Below are 21,545 nucleotides of genomic sequence, written 5' to 3'. Positions count from 1 at the left end.
CCGTCCCCCTTGAGATCGTTCTTCTAGCTTAGGTTGCGGTGCAGCAGAACTCAATGTGTAAGATCAAAGAGCCTGCTGTTTAACTAAGCAAAAAATACGCCCTAGGCCCATACAAAAAATAACAAAACCCAAGCCCAGCCATATAAAACCAAGCCCAAGCCCGCCAATGTCAGTGCCCCCAAGCGTGGCCACCATTGCATCGTGCGCTGGCTAGCCAATCGCCAGAATAATCTGAGTGACCAGAGTAAGGCCATGCTCAGGAGTACCGCTCTAGCAGCAGGTGCCCATGCCGTTGCCACGCCTTCATGCTTCAGTAAATTCACCGTCAGCGCCGACAAGCCTAAAAACACACCGCAGGCCGCGGCGGGGATAAAGGATTGCGTCAGCTTATGCACGCTTAAAACATCACGTTTAGGCAAAATCCAATCCGCCAGTTTTAAGCACAGATAGAGACTACCGCCCAGAAACAACATGCTGCAGCCGATATAGGCCACGATCAGGCCGCCATCCAGCCAAGAGAAGCTATCGTTCACCTCGGGGTAGTGAGTCAGAATCCACCAAGGCGCATTGTCTTGCAGCGGCCAGAAGATATCGCGATTCACCAGCCACTCGGCCATCATCTGCTTGGCATCCACCAGCCACGGGCTAGCGGTCCACTGAAATGCCCCCACCGCCAGCCCCATCAGGCCAAATAAAATCAGCACCGTTTCCCAGCCACTGCCTTTGGAAAACTGGGTAATTTCAGCTTCTGGCGAGCGCACGCTCAAGGCAATTGCGCCACGATAATCACTACAACGCCCGCACATATGGCACTCGGTTGCGCCCTGCATATTGCGCATAGGCACCAAAGGCGCACAGTTAACCGGAATCACCTTCTGCTGCGGCGCTTTCCAAGCATCCACATCCACCTTGTAATGCCAAGGAGCCAGCTTTGCCAGCAAATTAAATACGCCATTCACAGGGCAGAGATAGCGACACCACACCCGTTTACTACGCCCATACCAATAGCCAACACCCACCGCCGCCACGGTCGAGCCACCCAGTACCAGCATCGCGGCCAAGGGATATTGGTAAACACTCAGCAGCTGCCCATAGACGGTGGTACAGGCGAAAGCCACAAAGGGCCAACCCTGCCAGCGTATCCAGCGAGGAATCGTATGATTGCGCCCGCGCTCACTGGCCCATTCTGTCAGCATGCCCTCCGGACAAAACCAGCCACACCAAACACGCCCCATCAGCAGCATGGAGATCAGCACAAACGGCCACCAAATCCCCCAAAATGCAAACTGCGCAAAAATCACCAGATGATTAAAAACCCGCGCGCTTTCATCAGGCAGGCTGACCAAAGTCGGAATAATCAGCAGAAATAAATAGAAAAAAACCACCACCCATTGCAGCTTGCGCAGCCAATGAGCGTGGTCCCGTAAAAAGTTGCCGAACTGAGCGGTACGCGAATTCAAAATAGTCATTGCCCTGTACGACTCACACGGCGCAGCAAGTAAGTGGTTGCAATCCAGTAACTACTCCAAATCACTAGCAAAGATAAAGCGGGATGTGAGCGATATCCCGCAAAATCGGCCAGTAATTTACCCACACTCACGCTTTCATCCAGCCAAGCCGAACTATCCCAGAGCGGATCAATAATCGCAGGCAAAACACCCATGCCAATCAAATGCTCTACGCCGGAGTTCAACATTGCGCCAGCCAAGAGCAGCAGCAAGATTTCGGTCACCTTAAAAAACCAGCGCCAAGAAATATATTTACCGCCCAATTGCAAAAGCTGAAATGTCGCCAACGCCGCCACAAAGCCGCCCAAGCCCGCCAGCGCTAACGATCCGCCATTGCTACTGCCGGCCACGCTGCCGTATAAAAACACCACGGTTTCACTACCTTCACGCGCCACAGCGAGCGCCACCAAAAACAATAAACCCCACCAGTTTTTTTCTGCCGCATTACTGGCAAGGCCGCCCTCTAATTCACGCTTGAGGCTGCGACCATTTTTACGCATCCACACCACCATCTGCACAATCAGCGCAGCGGCCACCAAGGGCATTGCGGCCTGAAAATACTCCTGAGCCGTATCATCCAGCCAGCTAGAAACGCCCAATAGCGTCAGCGCCAGCAAGCCCGACAACACCAGACCCAAGCCCACACCACCCCAGAGGTATGCCATGCCACGCTGGCCAGCTACCGGATTGGCGCGCAGCCAAGCGTATAAAATCCCCACCACCAGCAGCGCCTCTACACTTTCACGCCAGACAATAAATGCGACTTGTTCCATAGCTCTAACCTTTAAAAAATTGCAACAACATATGAGACAAAAACCTAAATCTTGAATCAGGGAGGGCACTGAGTTTCACGGAGAAAACCAAGAATTGAATTAAGGCGCTTGCTTTGGATTCAAAACAATTGCAAACCCACGAATCTGAATTGTTATCTCTACTCGTAGTACGGGGCTTAAATCCCCCTTGAAGCACGCCGAAGCGAGGAACAAGCGGGGCGGGGTTTCGGCAAGGGAGCGAGGAACGAGCCAATCCCGCCCGCCGCCGACTCGATTGTCCGCAGCTGAGGGGCCTTCGTGCTGGTCGGGGTGGCCTTCTTTGGCTTCGTTTCTTGGCCACACAAGAAAGGAAGGTCCAGCGGGACGCCCGCACCTAAATCAATGTGCCGAAGGCACTAAAATAATGATCCCTTACTTCACCACAATCACACCCCGTGCCTGCGGGTGGAAATCATCAAAAAAGATATATTCGCCAGCCGATACGCCCTGAATCACCACAAAGGATTCAACACCTGGGGCGAGGACTTTTTCTTTACGCAGCGGCAGGCTTTCAAATTCTGCAGGCGACTTACCCTTATTCACTAATATCAGCTTGAATTTAGTTTTGGCTGGTGCTTCGATGCGCGTTGGCGTGACCTTGCCATCGTTGAGCTCCACCCTAAAAGTCAGCAAATCGCTCGCACTCGCCATTAGGCTGCATGTGCTTAACAAAACCACCACAATACGTCGCATAAAAACTCCATCCAATAAACCAGCAACATTTAAGCCATAAAAAAGCACAAACCCCTCTGCATGCGAGGGGTTTTTCTCACCCAGTAATATCGCTGGGGGCATTGAAATCAGGCGATATTAATAACCACCCTTCTTGCCTGTTCCGGCATAGGTAAATTCATAGTTCAGATCAAAAGGCTTGAACCAAGGCGCAACGCCGGTTTCCTTATCCACATGACGGCCAAAGTGGGCCATTGGGTTTTCTGATGGCGGCAAGATGGTGTATTTCAGTTTGTACTTACCAGGGCCTTCCAGCTTGATATTGTCGCCATAATGCGGGCCATCGCTCGCGACCATAGCCATAAAATCGCCCTTGATGACATTCTTGCTGCCCACTTTTTGCAGCTCGTATTTAATCAATAAATACGGCATCCATTCGCCTTCACCAAAGCCATTCGGGTTGCCTTTAGCGGCGTGAATATCGGCTTCAAGGTGGATATCCGAAGCTTCCGCCTTACGCATCATGCCATCCGGCTCCATTTTAACCGGCTGCAAATAAACCGCCGCCAACTCCATGCCATTTTTAATCGTTGGTTTACCAATTGGGTATTCTGCGGCGTAAGCTTGGGCAGACAAGGCCAAAGCAATAATAGGAGCCAGATATTTCATAACATAAAGCCTTCTGATAAAGAGGGAAAAAATGACAAATCGCTATGCTATATGCATTTCAAATAAGAATTACTATCAATCTTATTCCCATCGTCATCGCATTAAAAAGGTCCTATTTACTATTAAAGAATGCCAATCGTGTATTTCTTGATTCAAATCAAAAAAAGCCCCGGCACCAAATGGCGCAGGGGCTGAGATCTTATCTACAGGGTAGCTTGAGCTGCGAACCCAGCTTCTAAGTCAATCTAACGATCGAGGCTTGTTGCTGCATTTCGCCCAAACATCGGCCTGATTCAACCTTTCCACCGTCCCCACGTCCAGCCATCCCCCAGAGAATGACTCCGCCTGTAGCTGAGACTTTTCCATACTACGCATAAACGAAGGAAGCAGTGCTGCGGCTTGCCCTGCCGCGATATCTGCAAAAAATGCTGGGTGATAAACAGCCACGCCTGCAAAGGTCATGGCCTGATCGCCCTCTTGGCAAAGCCTTGCCTTGCCATCGGCATCAATCGCCAAATCGCACCCAGTCGGGTAATCCGCTTTTTTTACCATGACTAAATGTCCTAAGTTTTCACCCAAGTTTTGAGCAATGGCTGGCAACTTAGCAAAATCATAATCAGTAAAAATATCGCCATTAATCACAGCAAACGGCTCATCCCCCAATAGCGGCAGAGCTTTAGCAATCCCTCCTGCTGTTTCCAGCGCGGTTTCTTCAGCTGAATACTGGATGCTCACTCCGTAGGCAGAGCCGTCACCTAAACGCTCTTCTATCATGCCCCCTAGCCAAGCGTGGTTGATGACCACCTCGCTAATCCCTGCCTCAGCAAGGCGGCGTAAATGCCAACCTATCAAAGGCGTGCCGCCGACTTCTAACAGGGGCTTAGGACAGGTATCGGTAAGGGGGCGCATGCGCTCACCGCGCCCTGCTGCAAGAATCATGGCTTTCATTAAAAGGTGAATCCGGTAACGACAGGCTCGCCGTGCAGATTAAGCAGCAAGCGGCCCAGCGGCGTTAATTCGCTGTAACGCAGGCAAACTTTACGCACATATTCAAATACACGGGGGATATCGGCCTGATATTGCTCTTTGCCATCACGATGCTTCAGGCGGGCAAATAGGCCCAGGATTTTAAGATGGCGTTGCAGGCCTTGCCATTCGAATGCGCGATAAAAATCGCCAAAATCTTCGTGCACTGGCAGGCCAGCGGCACGGGCTTGCTCCCAATAGCGAATCGCTAAATCAAGCACAAAGGCTTCATCCCAATCCAAATATGCGTCTTTAAGCAAAGAGACTAAGTCGTAAGTAATTGGGCCAAGTACCGCATCCTGAAAATCAATCAAACGCAAAGCATCGTCTTGCACCATGATATTTCGGGAGTGAAAATCGCGATGCATATAGAGGGTTGGCTGGGCCATATTATGCGCAACAATCAGCGCACAACTACGCTCCCACACACCCAAGTCTTTGCCTTCAAGTGTCACACCATAGGCTTTGCCAAAGTACCACTCGCGGCAAATCTCCATTTCGCGTTGCATAAACGCCCCATCAAAAGGCACTAAGCCATCAATAGGAGTGCTCACCTGCATTTTCACCAATAAAGAAATGGCCTGACGGTAATAATTGGCGGCGTTGTCAGCATCAATCAAGCTGGCGAGGGTTTTGGTGCCCAAGTCTTCGAGCACCACCCAACCTTGCTCAAGGTTCTGCGCCAGAACGCTAGGCACTGGCAAGCCAGCATTGGCAAGGCGTTGCTGCTGTTGTAAAAAAGGCTGGCAATCAAAATTAGCCGGAATTGCATCCATAATAATCAAGCTGCGATCACTAAAAACGGCACGCCAATAAGAGCGAACGCTGGCGTCAACCGCCGCAATTTCTAGTGTTTTTGGGGCTTGACCGAGTGTTTCGGCAAGCCAGGAATTCAGGGAATCTGTTCTAGTCATGGTAGTAAGTGCCAGCAATGCAGTAGAATCTGCAAATTCTATCAGCTCCTGATGGCCGCATGTCCGCGACCCACACACCATTTCATTTCCGTCTCACCGCAATTGCCGCTGCACTCTTCTGTGCGATGGCGCATTCGGCTGAGCCTCTTCCCATCAATGTGGAGGCCGACAACGTCGTTGGCACTGCCGAGGGGACCACAGAAGCCAGAGGCGATGTTCAACTCCATAGAGGCGATATTAACGTGAATGCCGAGTGGGCCACCTTCGATCAAAAATCGAACAGGGTGACCGCCGGTGATCAAGTTGAAATGACGCGCCGAGGGGATGTCTTAAAAGGCAATCAGCTCGATTATTTGCTGGATACCAAATATGGCTCGCTCACCAATCCTGATTACACCATCGCCCAAGGCTTAGGCCGGGGAGATGCGGTGAAGCTGTTATTTGAAGGCGACGATAAATACCGCCTGGCAGATGGACGCTTTACCACTTGTCAGCCTGGCGACAATGCATGGTTTTTGCACGCCAATGAGTTGGAGCTGGATTACGTTACGAATAAAGGGATTGCACACAGCGCCTGGCTGGAATTCAAAGGCGCGCCGATTATGTATATGCCGTGGATGAACTTCCCGCTCAATAGCAATCGGCAAACCGGCTTTTTAGCGCCCTCGTTCAGCACCAATAACCGTAATGGTTTTGAATTCAGCACGCCTTTCTATTGGAATATCGCGCCCAATTATGATTTCACCCTAACGCCGCGCTATATGTCGCGCCGTGGTGTGATGCTGGGCGGTGAGTTTCGCTATATGCAGCCTGATTACGCAGGCACGCTAAAAGTTGAAGGCTTAAGCAACGATACGGTATCCGATAGTAGCCGCAGCAGCATTGTGTTTCAGCACCAGCAGGCACTGACAGATCGCCTCGCACTTAGTTTAAACGTGCAAAAAGTATCAGATGATGATTACTTTAATGATTTTGGTGATCGCTTAAGCGTTGCCTCGCAAACCAATTTGCCCCGCGAAGCGGTGCTCAGCTATCGCGGTGATGATTGGCAAACTTTTGGCCGCTGGCAGCGTTTTCAAACCATCCAAAGTACGGCCAATCCAGTCGATGAGCCTTATGCTCGTGTGCCGCAGCTGGGTTTCTCTGCTACACCAGATTGGATTAAAGGCGTGCAGCTGGGCATTTCAGCTGAAGCCACCGAATTTAATCACTCCACTAAAATCAATGGCTCGCGCGTCTGGGTAAAGCCTGAAATCAGCATGCCCTTTATTGGCTCTTATGGCTTTATTAAGCCCAAGATCAGTGTGCATGCATCAAGCTACCAGCTGCGTGCCAATGGCCCAAATCAGGTAAGCAGCACAGAAAATCGCACCATACCGATTTTCAGCGTGGATAGCGGCCTCTACTTTGAAAAAGAAAGCAGCTTTGGCGGCGAGGAATATACGCAAACGCTGGAGCCACGCGCTTACTACGCCTATGTGCCTTACCGGGATCAATCTAAACTACCTAACTTTGACTCAGCCATTACTGATTTCTCATTTGCACAGATGTTTTCTGAAAATCAGTTTTCAGGTAACGACCGTATCAATGATGCCAATCAGCTCACGCTGGCGCTTTCATCACGGCTTTATGAATCATCCACAGGGATAGAACGCGTTCGGGCCACCATTGGCCAGCGCTTCTACTTTACAGATCAAAGAGTCACCCTCGATGCACCGGGCCGACCGGATGAAGCGACTTCTTCTGATTTATTACTATCGCTCAGCGGGCAGGTCTGGCGTGATTTTATGGTGGGCTACAGCCTGCAATATAATGCCAGAGATGACAGCACCATTCGCTCGGATATCAATCTGGGCTGGAGCCCAGGTGCTTTCCGTGCTCTGAATATGCGTTATGTGCAAAGCCGTAATAATAATATTGAACAAGTCGATTTTTCTGGCCAGTGGCCACTCGGCGGAGGCTGGTATGCCATTGGGCGCGCCAACTATTCACTGCGTGACAACAAGGCTTTGGAAACTCTGGGTGGGTTTGAATATAATGCCGGCTGCTGGGCAGTACGCTTTGCCGCCCAACGCTACATTACCAACGACGGCACCTTTAATACCAACTTCTTCGCCCTGCTTGAACTGGGCGGGCTAGGCGGCTTGGGCAGCAATCCGATTGATGTATTGCGACAAACTATTCCTGGTTATACCGATACCTACAGCAAGGTCCACTGATATATGAAGCTGCGCCACATTTCCCGCGCCTTAGCGCTTGTTGCCCTGATCGGCAGCGCCCAATTTACAAGTGCATCGATTCAAACCATGGATCGTATTGTTGCTGTGGTTAATAAAAGTGTAGTGACTCAGCAAGAGCTTGATTCCCGCATCAGCAGCATCCAGAAAAACATGGAAAGCCAGCGCATCACGCTGCCGCCCGCAGCTGTACTCAAACAACAAGTGCTAGACAGAATGATTCTGGAACTCGTGCAAGTACAGTATGCAGATCAGATCGGTATCCGGATTGATGATAGCCAGCTAGAGCGCGCCATCGGCCGCATGGCAGAACAAAACAAAATGTCATTGCCGCAGTTCCGTGAGATGCTTGCGAAGCAAGGCATGAGCTGGAAGGCTTTTCGCGAAGATATTCGCCGTGAAATCACCCTGACCCGCCTTAAAGAGCGTGAAATTGATAACCGTATCGTGATTAGCGACAACGAAATCGACGAATACATCAAGCTCAATACCGGTAAAGAGCAGCAGGAATTCCGCTTAGCGCATATTTTGATTCCGCTGCCAGAAAACGCCAGCCCGGAGCAAATCACAGCCAAACGCACTCGGGCACTCGCGGCAATCGAAGAATTAAAATCAGGCAAAGACTTCGCCTCGATTGCGGCGGTTTACTCCAGCGCACCGGATGCCACCAGCGGTGGCAGCTTAGGCTGGCGTGCAGCGGGCTCATTGCCCCCCGCATTTACACAGCTACTAGAAAAACTAAACCCGGGTGAAATCACCGATTTAGTTCGCAGCCCCGGTGGTTTTCATATTGTGAAGCTGCTGGAAAAACGCAGCCAAGAACAAAAAACCGTGGTTGAGCAAACACACGCACGCCATATTCTGATCCGCACCAATGAGCTGGTTTCAGAAAGTGATGCACGTCAGCGCCTTAATCAACTGGCAGATCGCCTTAAAAATGGCAGCAAATTTGAAGAACTGGCACGCCTCTATTCCGACGATGGCAGCGCCAGCAAAGGCGGCGATTTAGGCTGGCTCACTCCGGGCGAAACCGTACCCGAATTCGAAACCGCGATGAACGCACTCAAGCAGGGAGAAATCAGCCCTGTCATTCAATCGCCATTTGGTCTGCATATTATTCAAGTGCTGGAGCGCCGCTCCAAAGACATGACCAAAGAGCGCGAACGTTTCCGAGTAAGGAATGAATTAAAACAACGTAAGAGCGAAGAGCAGTTTGAAGACTGGCTACGTCAGCAAAGAGACCGCGCCTTTGTGGAATTACGATTAAAAGACGAGTAAAACGATAGTGCGATGGGGTTGGGCACAGTGCCCAACCCCATGATGCAGTAACGATCCAGCCCTCTCTACCGCAGTACCTATTAAAGCCGTGTGATATTTAATGAACAAGCCCACACTGCCCCGCATCGCCCTCACCAGCGGCGAGCCAGCAGGCATTGGCCCGGAAATAAGCGCCATGCTTGCAGCCAGCACGCCACTACCTTGTCAGCTGGTCATTCTTTGCGACAAAACCCTTCTGCAAAGCAGAGCAAAAATCAGCCAGATTGATGCCAACTGGCCCGATTACTCGCCGACAAGTAGTGCACCGATATCCATCTTGCATATCCCGCTTGCGGCCCCGTGCACCGCTGGCAAGCTCAATACTGCTAATGCCCGCTATGTGCTGGATTTACTCGATAGAGCATGTGATGGCTGCCAGAGCGGCGAGTTTTCTGCCATGGTTACCGCCCCTATTCATAAAGGGGTAATCAATGAAGGCGGAGCTTTAGGGCGTTTTTTCTACGGCCATACCGAATACCTTGCCGAACGAACACAAACCCAGCAAGTAGTCATGATGCTGGCTTGCAGCGAGATGCGCGTGGCGCTGGCAACGACTCATCTGCCACTTAAAGACGTTGCTCCGGCCATTACCGCCGAATCACTCACATGTACCCTGCGTATTTTATATCGTGATCTGCAAACTAAATTCGGCATTACCAAGCCACGAATTATTGTGGCGGGACTTAACCCCCACGCAGGCGAATCTGGCCATTTAGGCAGGGAAGAAATAGAAATCATCTCCCCCGTGCTGGAAGCATTACGCCAAACCGGCATGACGCTGATCGGGCCATTGCCCGCCGACACATTATTTAATCGTAATATCCTCGACTCGGGCGATGCCGTACTCGCCATGTATCACGATCAGGGCCTGCCTGTGCTCAAATATGCCAGCTTTGGCCACGGCATCAATATCACACTCGGCCTGCCGATTATTCGCACCTCGGTCGATCACGGCACTGCCATTGATCTGGCAGGAACAGGCACAGCAGAAGCAGGTAGCCTGCTGGCAGCCACCCAACTGGCGATCGAACTATCGGGAAACGCCATCTAGAACCCGCTTGCAATAGCAAATAGCCCTTTAAAAGCGCCGTGCAACAACTTATCTTGAAGCACTCCGTACATGATTACCGTGGCACACGCCGCGATAGAACTCGCTGGAAATATATAATGACTTCGCATATCCCCCGTAAGCGCTTTGGGCAAAATTTTTTACAAGACCAAAGTGTAATTTCCGACATTATCAACTCCGTCAGCCCGCGCAAAGGCGATGTACTGGTTGAAATTGGGCCGGGCCTTGCCGCGCTGACTAAGCCTTTAATGGATCGCACCGACACCCTGCATGTGGTGGAAATTGACCGCGATATCGTGGCGCATTTATCCGAGAAATTCTCCCCAGAAAAACTCGTAATCCACAATGTGGATGCACTAAATTTTGACTTTGGCGCGCTGGCTGCAGAGATTGCTCCGGGCAGCAAAATTCGCCTGATCGGCAATCTGCCATACAATATTTCCACACCGCTTTTGTTCCACCTAGCGAGCTTTGGCGATTCCATTTTTGATATGCATTTTATGCTACAGAAAGAAGTGGTTGATCGCATGGTAGCCGAACCATCAACATCAGATTACGGCCGTTTAAGCATCATGCTGCAATACCGTTTTAATATGGAACGCGTATTTGATGTGCCACCAGAGGCTTTCTTCCCGCCGCCCAAAGTAGATTCATCCATTGTGCGCATGGTGCCGTGGGCTGCGCTGCCAGCCCCAGCCACCGACTACAATCACCTGCAAAAACTCGTTGCACAAAGCTTCGGCCAGCGCCGCAAGACCCTGCGCAATAACGTAAAAAGCCTGGTGAGCGATGCCGAGCTGGAAGCGCTGGCGATCTCCCCAAGCTGCCGTCCGGAAAACGTTACGCTGGAACAATATGTGGCACTCAGCAACTACCTTGTAGCAGCTGGCCGATAATTTGTAGGGTGAGTAAAACCCGCCATTTGATTTTTATTGGATGCATTGGCAGGTTTCGCCCGCCCTACACATAAGCCTAGGGTTTCCCCGTCTTGCCAACATTGCTCAATATTTAACAGAATCAGGTCTCTTGTCATGCCCCAATCCAAGCCGATGATCAAATTTAATCATGTAAATAAATGGTATGGCCCCAACCATCACGTACTAAAAGACATCAACCTTGAAGTCAAACAAGGTGAAGTGGTCGTGGTTTGTGGTCCTTCAGGCTCAGGTAAATCCACCATGATCCGCACGATCAACCAGCTCGAGCCTGTGAACGACGGCGAAATCTGGATTGGTGATGTGCAAGTCACTAGCCCTAAAACAGATATCAATAAGCTGCGTGCCGAAGTCGGCTTTGTTTTCCAACATTTCAATCTTTACCCGCACTTATCCGTGCTGGAAAACATCACTCTGGCCCCGATCCGTGTCAAAGGCATGAAACAAGGCGAAGCCGAAAAACTAGCCCTAACCTTGCTCGAGCGCGTTGGTCTTGCTGACAAAAAAAATGCTTATCCATCGAATTTATCCGGTGGCCAGCAGCAGCGCGTGGCCATTGCCCGCGGCCTTGCCATGAATCCCGGCGTAATGCTGTTCGATGAGCCCACTTCCGCTCTCGATCCCGAAATGATTGGTGAAGTGCTGCAAGTGATGAAAACGCTGGCCGAATCGGGTATGACTATGATGGTTGTCACACATGAAATGGGCTTTGCCCGCGAAGTGGCAGATCGTGTGTTATTCCTCGATCAAGGTGTAATTTTAGAAGACGCTCATCCAGAGGCCTTCTTTACTAATCCGCAGCACGACAGAGCAAAGCAATTCTTGCGTCAGATTCTAGCGCCTATGCAACAGTAATATTTGTAAGCTAATATCGCAAACGGCCCTTCTGGGCCGTTTTGGTTTGAAACACTAAGGAGTATCCCCAAAGTCTTATTTTTTCAGTCAGTCTATACTGAAACAAATACAGATCCCCCGTTATTTTAGGAGAACACCCGTGAAGAAATTGTTACTCGTTTTGGCTGTATCCTCTCTTTTTACCGCTACCGCACAAGCCGAAGAATTAAGCGGCACCCTCAAAAAGATCCAAGAAACGAAAACGTTGGTATTAGGCCATCGTGATTCCTCCATTCCCTTCTCCTATTTAGATAATAGTCAGCGCCCAATTGGCTATTCAGTTGAGGTGGCTAATCACATTGCTGAAGCCATCAAAAAGAAACTGAATATGCCTTTTATTCAAGTTCGCTATAACTTGGTTACATCACAAACCCGTATTCCTCTGGTGCAGAACGGCACAGTGGATCTGGAATGTGGCTCCACCACCAATAATGTAGAACGCCAAAAACAAGTTGCATTTTCAAACGGTATTTTTGAAATTGGCACACGCTTACTCGCCACTAAAAAATCCGGCATTAAAGATTTCGCTGATTTAGCAGGCAAAAATGTAGTCACCACCGCCGGCACTACTTCGGAACGTCTGATTAAAAAGATGAACGAAGAAAAGAAAATGAATATGAATATCATCAGCGCTAAAGACCACGGCGAATCCTTCCTAATGCTGGAATCAAATCGCGCTGCTGCATTTATGATGGACGACGCACTATTAGCGGGTGAAATCGCTAAAGCCAAATCACCGGCAGACTGGGCCATTGTTGGCACACCGCAATCAAGTGAAATTTACGGCTGCATGTTGCGTAAAGACGACGCCCAGTTTAAAAAACTGGTTGATGACGCGATCGTTGATCTTTACAAGAGCGGCCGTATCAAAGCCGTTTATGCACGCTGGTTTACTCAGCCGATTCCACCAAAAGGCTTAAACCTTAATTTCCCTATGAGCGATGATCTGAAGAAGCTCATTGCTAATCCAACAGATAAATCCGCAGAACAGATGTAAAAGACCACCGTTCTAAGGTCTTAATAAATATCAGGGAGGATCGGCAGTCTGTCGACGTTCGCGACAGGCTACCGAGCCTCCCTGATACCTTCGGAGAAAAGAGATGAATTACAACTGGGATTGGGGCGTTTTTTTTAAGTCCACCGGTATCGGCAGTGAAGTTTATTTAGATTGGTTTATTTCTGGCCTTGGCTGGACATTAGCGCTGGCTTTATCTGCATGGATTATTGCGCTTATTTTAGGCACAATTATGGGCGTGGCACGCACCTTGCCAAATCGCTGGATTGCAGGCTTTGCTAATGCTTATGTTGAGCTATTTCGTAATATTCCGCTGCTGGTGCAATTATTTATTTGGTACTTCTTAGTACCAGACTTTTTGCCAGAATCATTGCAAATCTGGTTTAAGCAAGATATCAAACCATCAACATCAGCATTTATTAGTGTTGTGGTTTGCTTAGGCTTATTTACTTCGGCACGTGTTTGCGAGCAAGTGCGCACGGGTATTCAAGCGCTACCAAAAGGGCAAATCAATGCGGGTTATGCTTTGGGCCTTAATATTGCCCAAACTTATCGCCACGTGCTATTGCCACAAGCTTTTCGGATTATTATTCCGCCCCTCACTTCTGAGTTTTTAAATGTATTTAAAAATTCATCGGTTGCATCCTTAATTGGTCTGATGGAGCTGTTGGCGCAAACCAAACAAACTGCTGAATTTACCGCTAATTTGTTTGAAGCATTTACCCTTGCGACCATTATTTACTTCACCCTCAATATGAGTCTCATGATGATTATGCGTTGGGTGGAAAAGAAAACGAGCGTGCCTGGCTTAATGTCGCTGGGAGGGAAATAAAATGGATTTATCAAATATTGGCCCAGCTCTCCCAGGCCTGATCCAAGGAATGGTACTCACGCTGGAGCTGCTGTTTTTTGCAGTAATAGGCGGCGTTGCATTAGGTACATTACTGGCACTGGCAAGGATGTCGAGCAATCCGGTTTTATCCAAATTAGCCGGTTTTTATGTTAATTATTTCCGATCTATTCCATTACTCTTGGTCATCACTTGGTTTTACTTTATGGTGCCCTTTATTATTGGTTGGATTACAGGTCGGCCCACGCCGATTGGTGCATTTACCTCCTGTTTAATCGCTTTTATGATGTTTGAAGCGGCTTATTACTGCGAAATTGTGCGTGCCGGTATTCAGGCGATTTCTAAAGGCCAAGTCAATGCAGCCTATGCTCTTGGTATGAATTACAGCCAGGCCATGCGCTTAATTATTTTGCCGCAAGCATTTAGAAAAATGATGCCTTTGCTCTTGATGCAAAGCATTATCTTGTTTCAAGATACATCCTTGGTTTATGCAGTCGGCATGATGGATTTTCTTAATACCGCCCGCTCCAAAGGCGATATTGTGGGTCAACCGCATGAATTCTTGCTACTAGCTGGCCTAGTGTATTTTCTGATTAGCTTTAGCGCTTCCATGCTGGTAAAGCGCTTGCAAAAAAAACTGGCCGTGTAATCTGTCGTGTATTTACACAGTAGCTTTAACCAAACAATCTCGCGAGAAGCACTGCTTCAACGCTGTTTGCAAAAGAGGTTAGCAGTATGATTTCGATCCAGAATATCAATAAATGGTATGGTAGCTTTCAAGTCCTGACCGATTGCAGCACCGAAGTAAAAAAAGGTGAAGTAATCGTGGTTTGCGGGCCATCAGGCTCGGGTAAATCCACGCTGATTAAATGCGTGAATGGTTTGGAGCCATTCCAAAAGGGCACCATCCTCATTGGTGATACCTCAGTAGGCGATCCAAAAACTGATTTACCTAAATTGCGCTCTAAAGTGGGCATGGTATTCCAGAATTTTGAGCTATTTCCTCATCTGTCTATCACCGATAACCTTTGTCTGGCCCAGCAGCGCGTGCTTGGCCGCAGCTTGGACGAAGCGATGGAAAAAGGCTTAAAACTGCTGGACCGCGTTGGCCTTAAAGCCCAGGCCAATAAATACCCCGGCCAGCTTTCCGGCGGCCAGCAGCAGCGTGTTGCCATTGCCCGCGCACTGGCCATGGACCCGATCGCCATGCTGTTTGACGAGCCAACCTCCGCGCTTGATCCGGAAATGGTCAACGAAGTGCTGGATGTAATGGTAGAACTGGCCCAGGAAGGCATGACCATGATGTGTGTAACGCACGAAATGGGCTTTGCCCGCAAAGTGGCTACCCGAGTCATCTTTATGGATCAGGGCCATATCGTAGAAGACGCCAGCAAGGATGAATTCTTTAACCAGACCCGTTCCGAGCGTGCGCAGCTGTTCTTATCCAAGATTTTGCAGCACTAAGCGCAACTTGCTCCAATCAACGCCACGCCCTTTGCGTGGCGTTTTTTTTGCCTGCACACCGCTATATTCCAAATACTTACCAAAGCCAACATGAATATGTCTTAAAGCAGAAAGGCAAAGAATAACAAGGCGGTATACAATCCGCCCCTTATAAGGTGCTCAACACGAGTGAAACGGGAAGCAGGTTCAAATCCTGCGCTGCCCCTGCAACGGTAAGCAAGTGGAAACACACACCAAGCCACTGTCTGAAATAAGACGGGAAGGCGGTGTGCTAATCTGTCGGTTTTTTGAAAAACAGATGGTGATACTTGCAAGCCCGGAGACCGGCCTTAAACCTTTGCCACAGGCAAAGGCAAAGGCAACCAACGCGCGGCAGGGTGCACGAAGCGGGTGAGATTCATCGCGCTCCGTGCCGTGCATCATCTCCTGCTCCCCCTGCTGCTATCATCGTCACACAGCGGGTGTGGCACTCAGGAGAGAGTAATGTTATTTCGTATCGCCCCATTAAGCCTTTTAATCGCCAGCATCTGTGCACAAGCTGAAGTTGTTCAGCTGCCCGCCGTCGTCACCACGGCCGCCCGCTTGCCACAAGCAACCAAAGAAGTCATCGGTGATGTCACCGTACTGGATCAAAAAGCCATTCAGGCTGCGGGCACGATCAATTTGCCAGAGTTACTGGCCCGTCAGCCGGGCGTGCAAATTTCCAGCACGGGTGGTGCAGGAAAGGCAAGCAGTATTTATTTGCGTGGCAATAGCGACAAACACACACTGGTGCTAATCGATGGCATGCGCTTTGGCTCTGCCACATTAGGCTCTGCAGCCCTGCAGCACTTACCACTTGCCCTGATCGATCGTATTGAAATTTTGCGCGGCCCGGCGGCCAGCATTTATGGCTCTGATGCGATTGGTGGCGTGATCCAGATTTTCACCAAGCAAGGCCAGAAAGGCTTCCACCCAAGCGTTGAGATTGGTTATGGCAGCAATAATACGGTAGATGCCAATGCCGGGATTTCTGGTGGCAACGAGGCAACCAGCTATGCCTTAAACGTGGCTCACTTCAAAACAGACGGGATTAATCTTTCAAACAATCCTAAGAGCTCCGGCTTTAATGCGGATAAAGATGGCTACGAAAACAATAGCGTGGCTTTATCTGTAAGACACAAAATCAATGAAGAAAATGAATTAGGCGCCAGCCTGCTGCAGGCATGGGGCAAAAATCAGTACGACAGCTCGGTCAGCGATGCCAATTACAGGCCACTGGTGCAAAGCTATAACTACCGTGAAGAAAGCAAAAATGGCAGCGCCAATATCTGGACTAAAAATCAGCTGATGCCTGACTGGAGCAGCATGCTGAAATTTGGCTATAGCGTGGATGAAAACAAAAACATCACCCCTAAAGCCTATAACGACTACACAGATAACATATCCAAAATCCAGACCACTCAAACTCAATGGTCATGGATGAATGATTTTGATACCCGTGCAGGTACCATTCAAATTGGCGCTGAAACTTTAGAGCAAAAAGTAAGCGGTGATCAGCAATACGATCAGGATCAGCGCAGAATTAACAGCGTACAAGCAGGCTATTTAGGCCACTTTAATATTTTCTCTATGCAGCTTAATGCGCGCAGTGACGATAACTCCTTGTCCGGGCGTAAAAACACCGGCAGTGCCGCATTTTCTTTAGAGCTGAGTGATGCATGGCAAGTGGGTACCAGCTTTGGCACCGCATTTAAAGCGCCCACATTTAATGACCTGTATTGGCCAAACTCGGGCAACCCAAACCTATTGCCTGAAGAATCGATCAATAAAGAAATGTTTGTTCGCTTTAATGGCAAAGAACTCAGCTCATCTTTAACTGTTTATAAAAACAGAGTGTCCAATTTAATTCAATGGGCCCCAACGCCTTCAGGCGCATGGATCCCAAGCAATGTAGCTCAGGCCGAAATGCAAGGCGTGACACTGGCTGCAGACTGGAAAGCAAACGGCATGCTGGCAGGCTTTAGCTACGATTACCTCAATGGCAGCGATGAATCTAATGGCGCAAACAAAGGTAATGAATTAGCCCGCCGTGCCAAGTATTCCGGTCTGGCCTATGCAGGCATCACCCTGGATGCATGGACCCTGCGCGCCGAAGTACAGGCGCAAAGCAAACGCTTTGATGATGCTGCCAATAAAAAAGAATTAGCAGGTTATGCTCTGACTAATCTCTCTGCCAGCTGGCAAGTCAATAAAGAATGGTCGATGCAAGCCCGCATCAACAATGTATTCGACACCGAATACGAGCTGGCAAAAGATTACGGCACGCTGGGCCGTAATGCCATGCTGAACCTGCGCTGGCAGCATTGAGCACCAAGCCTACTTTAGCTCGGGCGCATAGCGCTGGCAGGCCAGTGACCGAGCTCATTTTAGGCGGGGCGCGTAGCGGCAAAAGCGGCTACGCGCTGGCTCAGGCACTGGCCCATGATGGGCCAGTGTCTTGGCTGGCCACCGCTCAGGCTTTTGACGAGGAAATGCAAGAGCGCATTATCCGGCACAAGGCCGAGCGCCCCGCGCATTGGCAAACGCTGGAAGCACCTTTGCAGCTGGCTGCGGCACTCACGCAAAGCCAAGATCAATTTTGTGTGATTGACTGCCTTACGCTCTGGTTATCTAACTGGCTTTGTCTGGATGATCTGGCAGGCTGGGCGCAAGAGAAACAGGCTTTTATTGCCGCGGCTGCCGCACATCGCGGCACGCTGTTATTGGTGAGTAATGAAGTGGGCTTTGGCATTGTTCCTGATAATGCCTTGGCCAGACTATTCCGCGACGAGGCTGGCCGCTTGCATCAGGACATTGCCAAGCAAGCTGCAAACGTTACGCTGGTGGTCGCCGGAATCCCTATGCCAGTGAAGCGCAGCGGATGTTGAATCTGAACCCAACTCACTGGCTATTCGCCTTCGCCCTTGCCCTGCTGCTAGAGCTATGCTTGGGGGAGCCTAAGCGCTTTCATCCGCTGGTGGGCTTTGGCTGGCTGGCATCCAAGCTGGAGCGACGCTTTAATCCGGCCCATCTTTCGCAAATAGCAGGCCAATCCAATCTGCACAATATCTTACGCGGCGCGCTGGCGTGGCTCTTACTGACAGGTGCATCGCTGGCCGCCTTTGCCTTACTAAAAAATTTCACAGGCTGGTTGGCCGACGCTTTGGCGCTGTGGTTTGCCCTTGGCGCGCGCAGCCTGTTTGAGCATGTACGGGCCATCGCCCAACCATTAAGCGCAGGTGATTTGCCGGCGGCAAGGCTAGCGGTTAGCCGCATTGTTAGCCGCAATTGCACAGAACTAGACGAAACGGGTGTTGCCAAAGCGGGACTTGAATCCACCTTAGAAAACGGCGCAGATGCGATTTTTGCCAGCCTGTTTTTCTTTGCGCTGTTTGGTGGCTATGGCGTGCTGCTGCACCGGCTGGCCAATACGCTGGACGCCATGTGGGGTTATAAAACACCGCGCTTATTTCACTTTGGCCGCATTGCAGCGCGGGCCGACGATGTACTCAACTTTATCCCAGCCCGCCTCACCGCACTCAGCTACGCCCTGCTCGGCCATAGCCGCAGTGCGTTTTCCTGCTGGCAAAACCAGGCGCCACTTTGGGACAGCCCCAATGCAGGCCCGGTAATGGCAAGCGGCGCAGGCGCTTTGCAAGTTTCTTTGGGCGGCGAAGCGACGTATCACGGCGAAATCCATTCCCGCCCGCAACTGGGCTGCGGCCCCGTACCAAGCGCCCATGATTTGCAGCGCGGTATTGTGCTGGTGCAAAAAACACTGGCCCTGTGGATCGCTCTTTTATTTGGAGGCTCATTGTGGATGCTATAAATCAGCCCCAACACGGAGGCGATCTGCAACGTGCAGTGGCGGCCTTTGGCGGGGATTTAGCCGACTGGATCGATTGCTCCAGCGGCATTGCCCCTTGGGCCTATCCCCTGCCTGCCGTGCCCGGTCACATCTGGCAGCGCCTGCCCGACCAGGATCAAGCTCTGCTAATTGCCGCGCAAAACTATTACGGCTGCGATCATTTACTGGCCCTGGCTGGCAGCCAGGTTGGCATCGCCCTGCTGCCCAAACTACGTCCTGCTTGCCGCGTGGCCATCATCAGCCCAACCTATGCTGAGCATCACTGGCAATGGCAGCAGGCTGGGCATGAGGTCATCGCAATCAGCAGCGGGCAAGTGGATGAATACTTAGAAAGCAGCTCCATTGATGTGCTGATCGTGGTCAATCCTAACAACCCCAGCGGCCAGCAAATTAGCGCAGCCACCTTACTCTTTTGGCATGAACGATTGGCTAAACAGGGTGGCTGGCTGATTGTGGACGAAGCCTTTGCCGATTGCGCCCCCGCAGCCAGCCTGCTGCCACACGCAGGCAAAGCGGGGCTGATTATTCTGCGCTCCATAGGTAAATTCTTTGGCCTTGCGGGCATTCGCCTGGGCTTTATCGCCTGCGAAAAGCGGCTTTTAGAAGAAATAAAACAAGCCCTCGGCCCTTGGCATATCAGCGGCCCAGCACTATGGGCAGGGCAAATCGCCTTAAGCGATGAAGCTTGGCAAGCCGCGCAACAAAAGCGTTTGCTGGCAAATCAGGCGTGGATGATCGCCACGCTCAGCGAGGCAGACTTAGCCCCTAGCGGCAGCCTGCCGCTGCTGCACTGGTGCCCGACGCCTGATGCCAAAGCACTGCATAGCCAGCTCGCCAAACAAAAAATATGGTGCCGCCTGTTCGATCAGAAGAATCACCAGGGCCTGCGCTTTGGGCCGGTGGCAGAGTATCAGCAAGCACAATTTAAAACTCGATTAATGGCGGCATTGTGCGACAAGGATTAAAGATGAACACCCCCACAAAAATCGCCTGTCTTTCCAGCGAAACCGTTGATGTTTTATACGCACTTGGCCAGCAGCATCGCATCGCGGGCATTAGCGCTTTTTCACGCCACCCAGCAGGCGTGACCAAGCAGCATCCGATTATTTGTGGCTTCTCCAGCGCCAAAATCGAGAAAATTCTCGCGGTAAAGCCCGATCTGGTGCTGGCTTATTCCAGCCTGCAAGGCGAGATGGTGAAAGAATGCGTGCAGGCCGGTTTGGAAGTGCACTTTTTCAACCAGAAAAGCCTAGCAGGTATTTTTAATATGATCGCTACGCTGAGCCGCTTGCTCGATTGCCAGCCAGCCGCCACGGCGCTCATTGCCGATTTACAGTCCCAGATCGACACCGCCCGCGCCCAGGCAGCCCACTTTAAAACACGGCCTAAAGTCTATTTTGAAGAATGGCACGATCCACTCTACACCGGCATCCGCTGGGTTTCTGAGTTGATAGCGATTGCCGGTGGCGACGATATTTTTAGCGAGTTACCCCACGCAACGCGCGCCAAAGATCGCACCGTTAGCCCGGAGCAAGTCATTGCCGCCCAACCGGATATCATCATCGGCAGCTGGTGCGGCCAGCCTTTCGATGCCGATGCCGTGCGTGCAAGGCCAAACTGGCAAACCATACCCGCCATTGCCAATAATCAACTATTCGAAATAGCCAGCCACGACCTCCTCGTCCCCGGCATCGCCGCGATTCGGGATAGCTTAGGGCAAATCCAGAAAATCATTGCAGATTGGCAGGTGCAAATAAAACCCGCTTCTTGAAACACGGAGATCACAGAGAACACGGAGTTTCACGGAGCAACCAGTTAGATGTACTTGTTCCCCCTTTGAAAAAGGGGGGCTAGGGGGGATTTGGTACGGCATACCTTTACAAAAAAGGGCCAAGGCAAATCCCCCTCAATCCCCTTTTACAAAGGGGGGAAGCTGCAGCACTGAAGTATGGCTGTGACGCCTGAAGTTGAGCAGATACTTCGCGCGCAGTGATTACCGCAGGAAATCACTGCGCTGAAGGTATTAAATAATTTGCTTTTTGAGTAGCACACTAAGAAAAAATGTAAGTTCTGCGCTCTTGGCAGTGGGCTTTTACCTCCCCCTGAAACCAGCCGATCAAGGAACAAGCGGCATGGGAAAGTCGTCGATTCGTATTTGAGAGCAGCGAGTTGAATCAACGACTTGCCGATTGTCCGCAGAGAGGGAACCCCGCGCAGCGGGGCGCAGACGCCGGGGTCGCCTTCTTTGGCTTCGTTTCTTGGCGAAGCAAGAAA

General features: G+C 50.6%; 20 protein-coding genes and 1 riboswitch. Of the genes, 14 read left to right on the top strand and 6 right to left on the bottom strand.

Going from position 1 to position 21,545, the window contains the following annotated elements:
* Positions 1 to 101: 101 nt before the first annotated feature.
* From VN23_RS19765 to VN23_RS19735, 6 genes are all read right to left on the bottom strand, one after another.
* Positions 102 to 1,469 carry a 4Fe-4S binding protein gene (locus VN23_RS19765; RefSeq protein ID WP_046350545.1) on the bottom strand — a complete coding sequence of 456 codons (1,368 nt, stop codon included), beginning with the start codon at positions 1,467 to 1,469 and terminating at the stop codon, positions 102 to 104.
* Positions 1,466 to 2,281: an FTR1 family iron permease gene (locus tag VN23_RS19760; RefSeq protein WP_046350546.1), complete on the bottom strand. Its 816-nt coding sequence runs from the start codon at positions 2,279 to 2,281 to the stop codon at positions 1,466 to 1,468. The genes VN23_RS19765 and VN23_RS19760 overlap by 4 nt, the downstream gene beginning before the upstream one ends.
* 411 nt (positions 2,282 to 2,692) lie before the next feature.
* On the bottom strand, positions 2,693 to 3,013 hold the full coding sequence (locus VN23_RS19755; protein ID WP_046350622.1) for a cupredoxin domain-containing protein: 321 nt from the start codon (positions 3,011 to 3,013) through the stop codon (positions 2,693 to 2,695).
* A gap of 117 nt (positions 3,014 to 3,130) precedes the next feature.
* Entirely contained in the window at positions 3,131 to 3,661 is a 531-nt protein-coding gene (locus VN23_RS19750; RefSeq protein WP_046350547.1) for an iron transporter, read from the bottom strand.
* A 240-nt stretch (positions 3,662 to 3,901) separates the two neighbouring features.
* Entirely contained in the window at positions 3,902 to 4,609 is a 708-nt protein-coding gene (gene murU / locus VN23_RS19740) for an N-acetylmuramate alpha-1-phosphate uridylyltransferase MurU (RefSeq protein ID WP_046350549.1), read from the bottom strand.
* The gene (locus VN23_RS19735) at positions 4,609 to 5,601 is read right to left on the bottom strand and encodes an aminoglycoside phosphotransferase family protein (protein WP_046350550.1); all 993 of its coding nucleotides are present in this window, start codon (positions 5,599 to 5,601) and stop codon (positions 4,609 to 4,611) included. Before VN23_RS19735 ends, murU begins: the two co-directional genes overlap by 1 nt.
* Before the next feature lie 59 nt (positions 5,602 to 5,660).
* Between VN23_RS19735 and VN23_RS19730 the strand changes: the two genes are divergently transcribed.
* The 14 genes from VN23_RS19730 (at position 5,661) to VN23_RS19665 (ending at position 21,042) form a co-directional block, all read left to right on the top strand.
* Positions 5,661 to 7,820 carry an LPS-assembly protein LptD gene (locus VN23_RS19730; protein ID WP_082752861.1) on the top strand — a complete coding sequence of 720 codons (2,160 nt, stop codon included), beginning with the start codon at positions 5,661 to 5,663 and terminating at the stop codon, positions 7,818 to 7,820.
* A 3-nt stretch (positions 7,821 to 7,823) separates the two neighbouring features.
* On the top strand, positions 7,824 to 9,116 hold the full coding sequence (locus VN23_RS19725) for a peptidylprolyl isomerase (protein ID WP_046350551.1): 1,293 nt from the start codon (positions 7,824 to 7,826) through the stop codon (positions 9,114 to 9,116).
* Between the two features lie 100 nt (positions 9,117 to 9,216).
* Complete coding sequence (gene pdxA, locus VN23_RS19720) at positions 9,217 to 10,206, top strand: 4-hydroxythreonine-4-phosphate dehydrogenase PdxA (RefSeq protein WP_046350552.1); 990 nt, start codon at positions 9,217 to 9,219, stop codon at positions 10,204 to 10,206.
* Positions 10,207 to 10,322: 116 nt separating this feature from the next.
* Positions 10,323 to 11,120, top strand: coding sequence for a 16S rRNA (adenine(1518)-N(6)/adenine(1519)-N(6))-dimethyltransferase RsmA (gene rsmA, locus VN23_RS19715; protein WP_046350553.1), 798 nt, complete (start codon positions 10,323 to 10,325; stop codon positions 11,118 to 11,120).
* Positions 11,121 to 11,273: 153 nt separating this feature from the next.
* Complete coding sequence (locus VN23_RS19710) at positions 11,274 to 12,014, top strand: amino acid ABC transporter ATP-binding protein (protein ID WP_046350624.1); 741 nt, start codon at positions 11,274 to 11,276, stop codon at positions 12,012 to 12,014.
* 139 nt (positions 12,015 to 12,153) lie between these two features.
* Positions 12,154 to 13,050: a glutamate/aspartate ABC transporter substrate-binding protein gene (locus tag VN23_RS19705; RefSeq protein ID WP_046350554.1), complete on the top strand. Its 897-nt coding sequence runs from the start codon at positions 12,154 to 12,156 to the stop codon at positions 13,048 to 13,050.
* Positions 13,051 to 13,153: 103 nt separating this feature from the next.
* A complete protein-coding gene (locus tag VN23_RS19700) occupies positions 13,154 to 13,900 on the top strand; it encodes an amino acid ABC transporter permease (protein ID WP_046350555.1) in 747 nt (248 codons plus the stop codon).
* Between the two features lies 1 nt (position 13,901).
* On the top strand, positions 13,902 to 14,567 hold the full coding sequence (locus tag VN23_RS19695; protein ID WP_046350556.1) for an amino acid ABC transporter permease: 666 nt from the start codon (positions 13,902 to 13,904) through the stop codon (positions 14,565 to 14,567).
* 86 nt (positions 14,568 to 14,653) lie between these two features.
* Positions 14,654 to 15,382, top strand: a complete 729-nt coding sequence (locus tag VN23_RS19690; RefSeq protein WP_046350557.1) for an amino acid ABC transporter ATP-binding protein — start codon at positions 14,654 to 14,656, stop codon at positions 15,380 to 15,382.
* Between the two features lie 136 nt (positions 15,383 to 15,518).
* Positions 15,519 to 15,728: riboswitch (cobalamin riboswitch) on the top strand.
* Between the two features lie 137 nt (positions 15,729 to 15,865).
* Positions 15,866 to 17,731, top strand: coding sequence for a TonB-dependent receptor domain-containing protein (locus VN23_RS19685; protein WP_046350558.1), 1,866 nt, complete (start codon positions 15,866 to 15,868; stop codon positions 17,729 to 17,731).
* Positions 17,732 to 17,775: 44 nt separating this feature from the next.
* A complete protein-coding gene (gene cobU / locus VN23_RS19680; protein ID WP_046350625.1) occupies positions 17,776 to 18,291 on the top strand; it encodes a bifunctional adenosylcobinamide kinase/adenosylcobinamide-phosphate guanylyltransferase in 516 nt (171 codons plus the stop codon).
* On the top strand, positions 18,285 to 19,232 hold the full coding sequence (gene cbiB, locus VN23_RS19675; protein WP_046350559.1) for an adenosylcobinamide-phosphate synthase CbiB: 948 nt from the start codon (positions 18,285 to 18,287) through the stop codon (positions 19,230 to 19,232). Before cobU ends, cbiB begins: the two co-directional genes overlap by 7 nt.
* The gene (cobD, locus tag VN23_RS19670) at positions 19,220 to 20,236 is read left to right on the top strand and encodes a threonine-phosphate decarboxylase CobD (RefSeq protein ID WP_052746431.1); all 1,017 of its coding nucleotides are present in this window, start codon (positions 19,220 to 19,222) and stop codon (positions 20,234 to 20,236) included. The genes cbiB and cobD overlap by 13 nt, the downstream gene beginning before the upstream one ends.
* 2 nt (positions 20,237 to 20,238) lie before the next feature.
* Entirely contained in the window at positions 20,239 to 21,042 is an 804-nt protein-coding gene (locus VN23_RS19665; RefSeq protein WP_046350560.1) for an ABC transporter substrate-binding protein, read from the top strand.
* Positions 21,043 to 21,545 lie beyond the last annotated feature (503 nt).

The sequence above is a fragment of the Janthinobacterium sp. B9-8 genome, assembly GCF_000969645.2.
GTDB lineage: Bacteria > Pseudomonadota > Gammaproteobacteria > Burkholderiales > Chitinibacteraceae > Iodobacter.
Note: the sequence above shows the minus strand (reverse complement) of the source record. Positions and strands in the feature narration are given on the sequence as shown.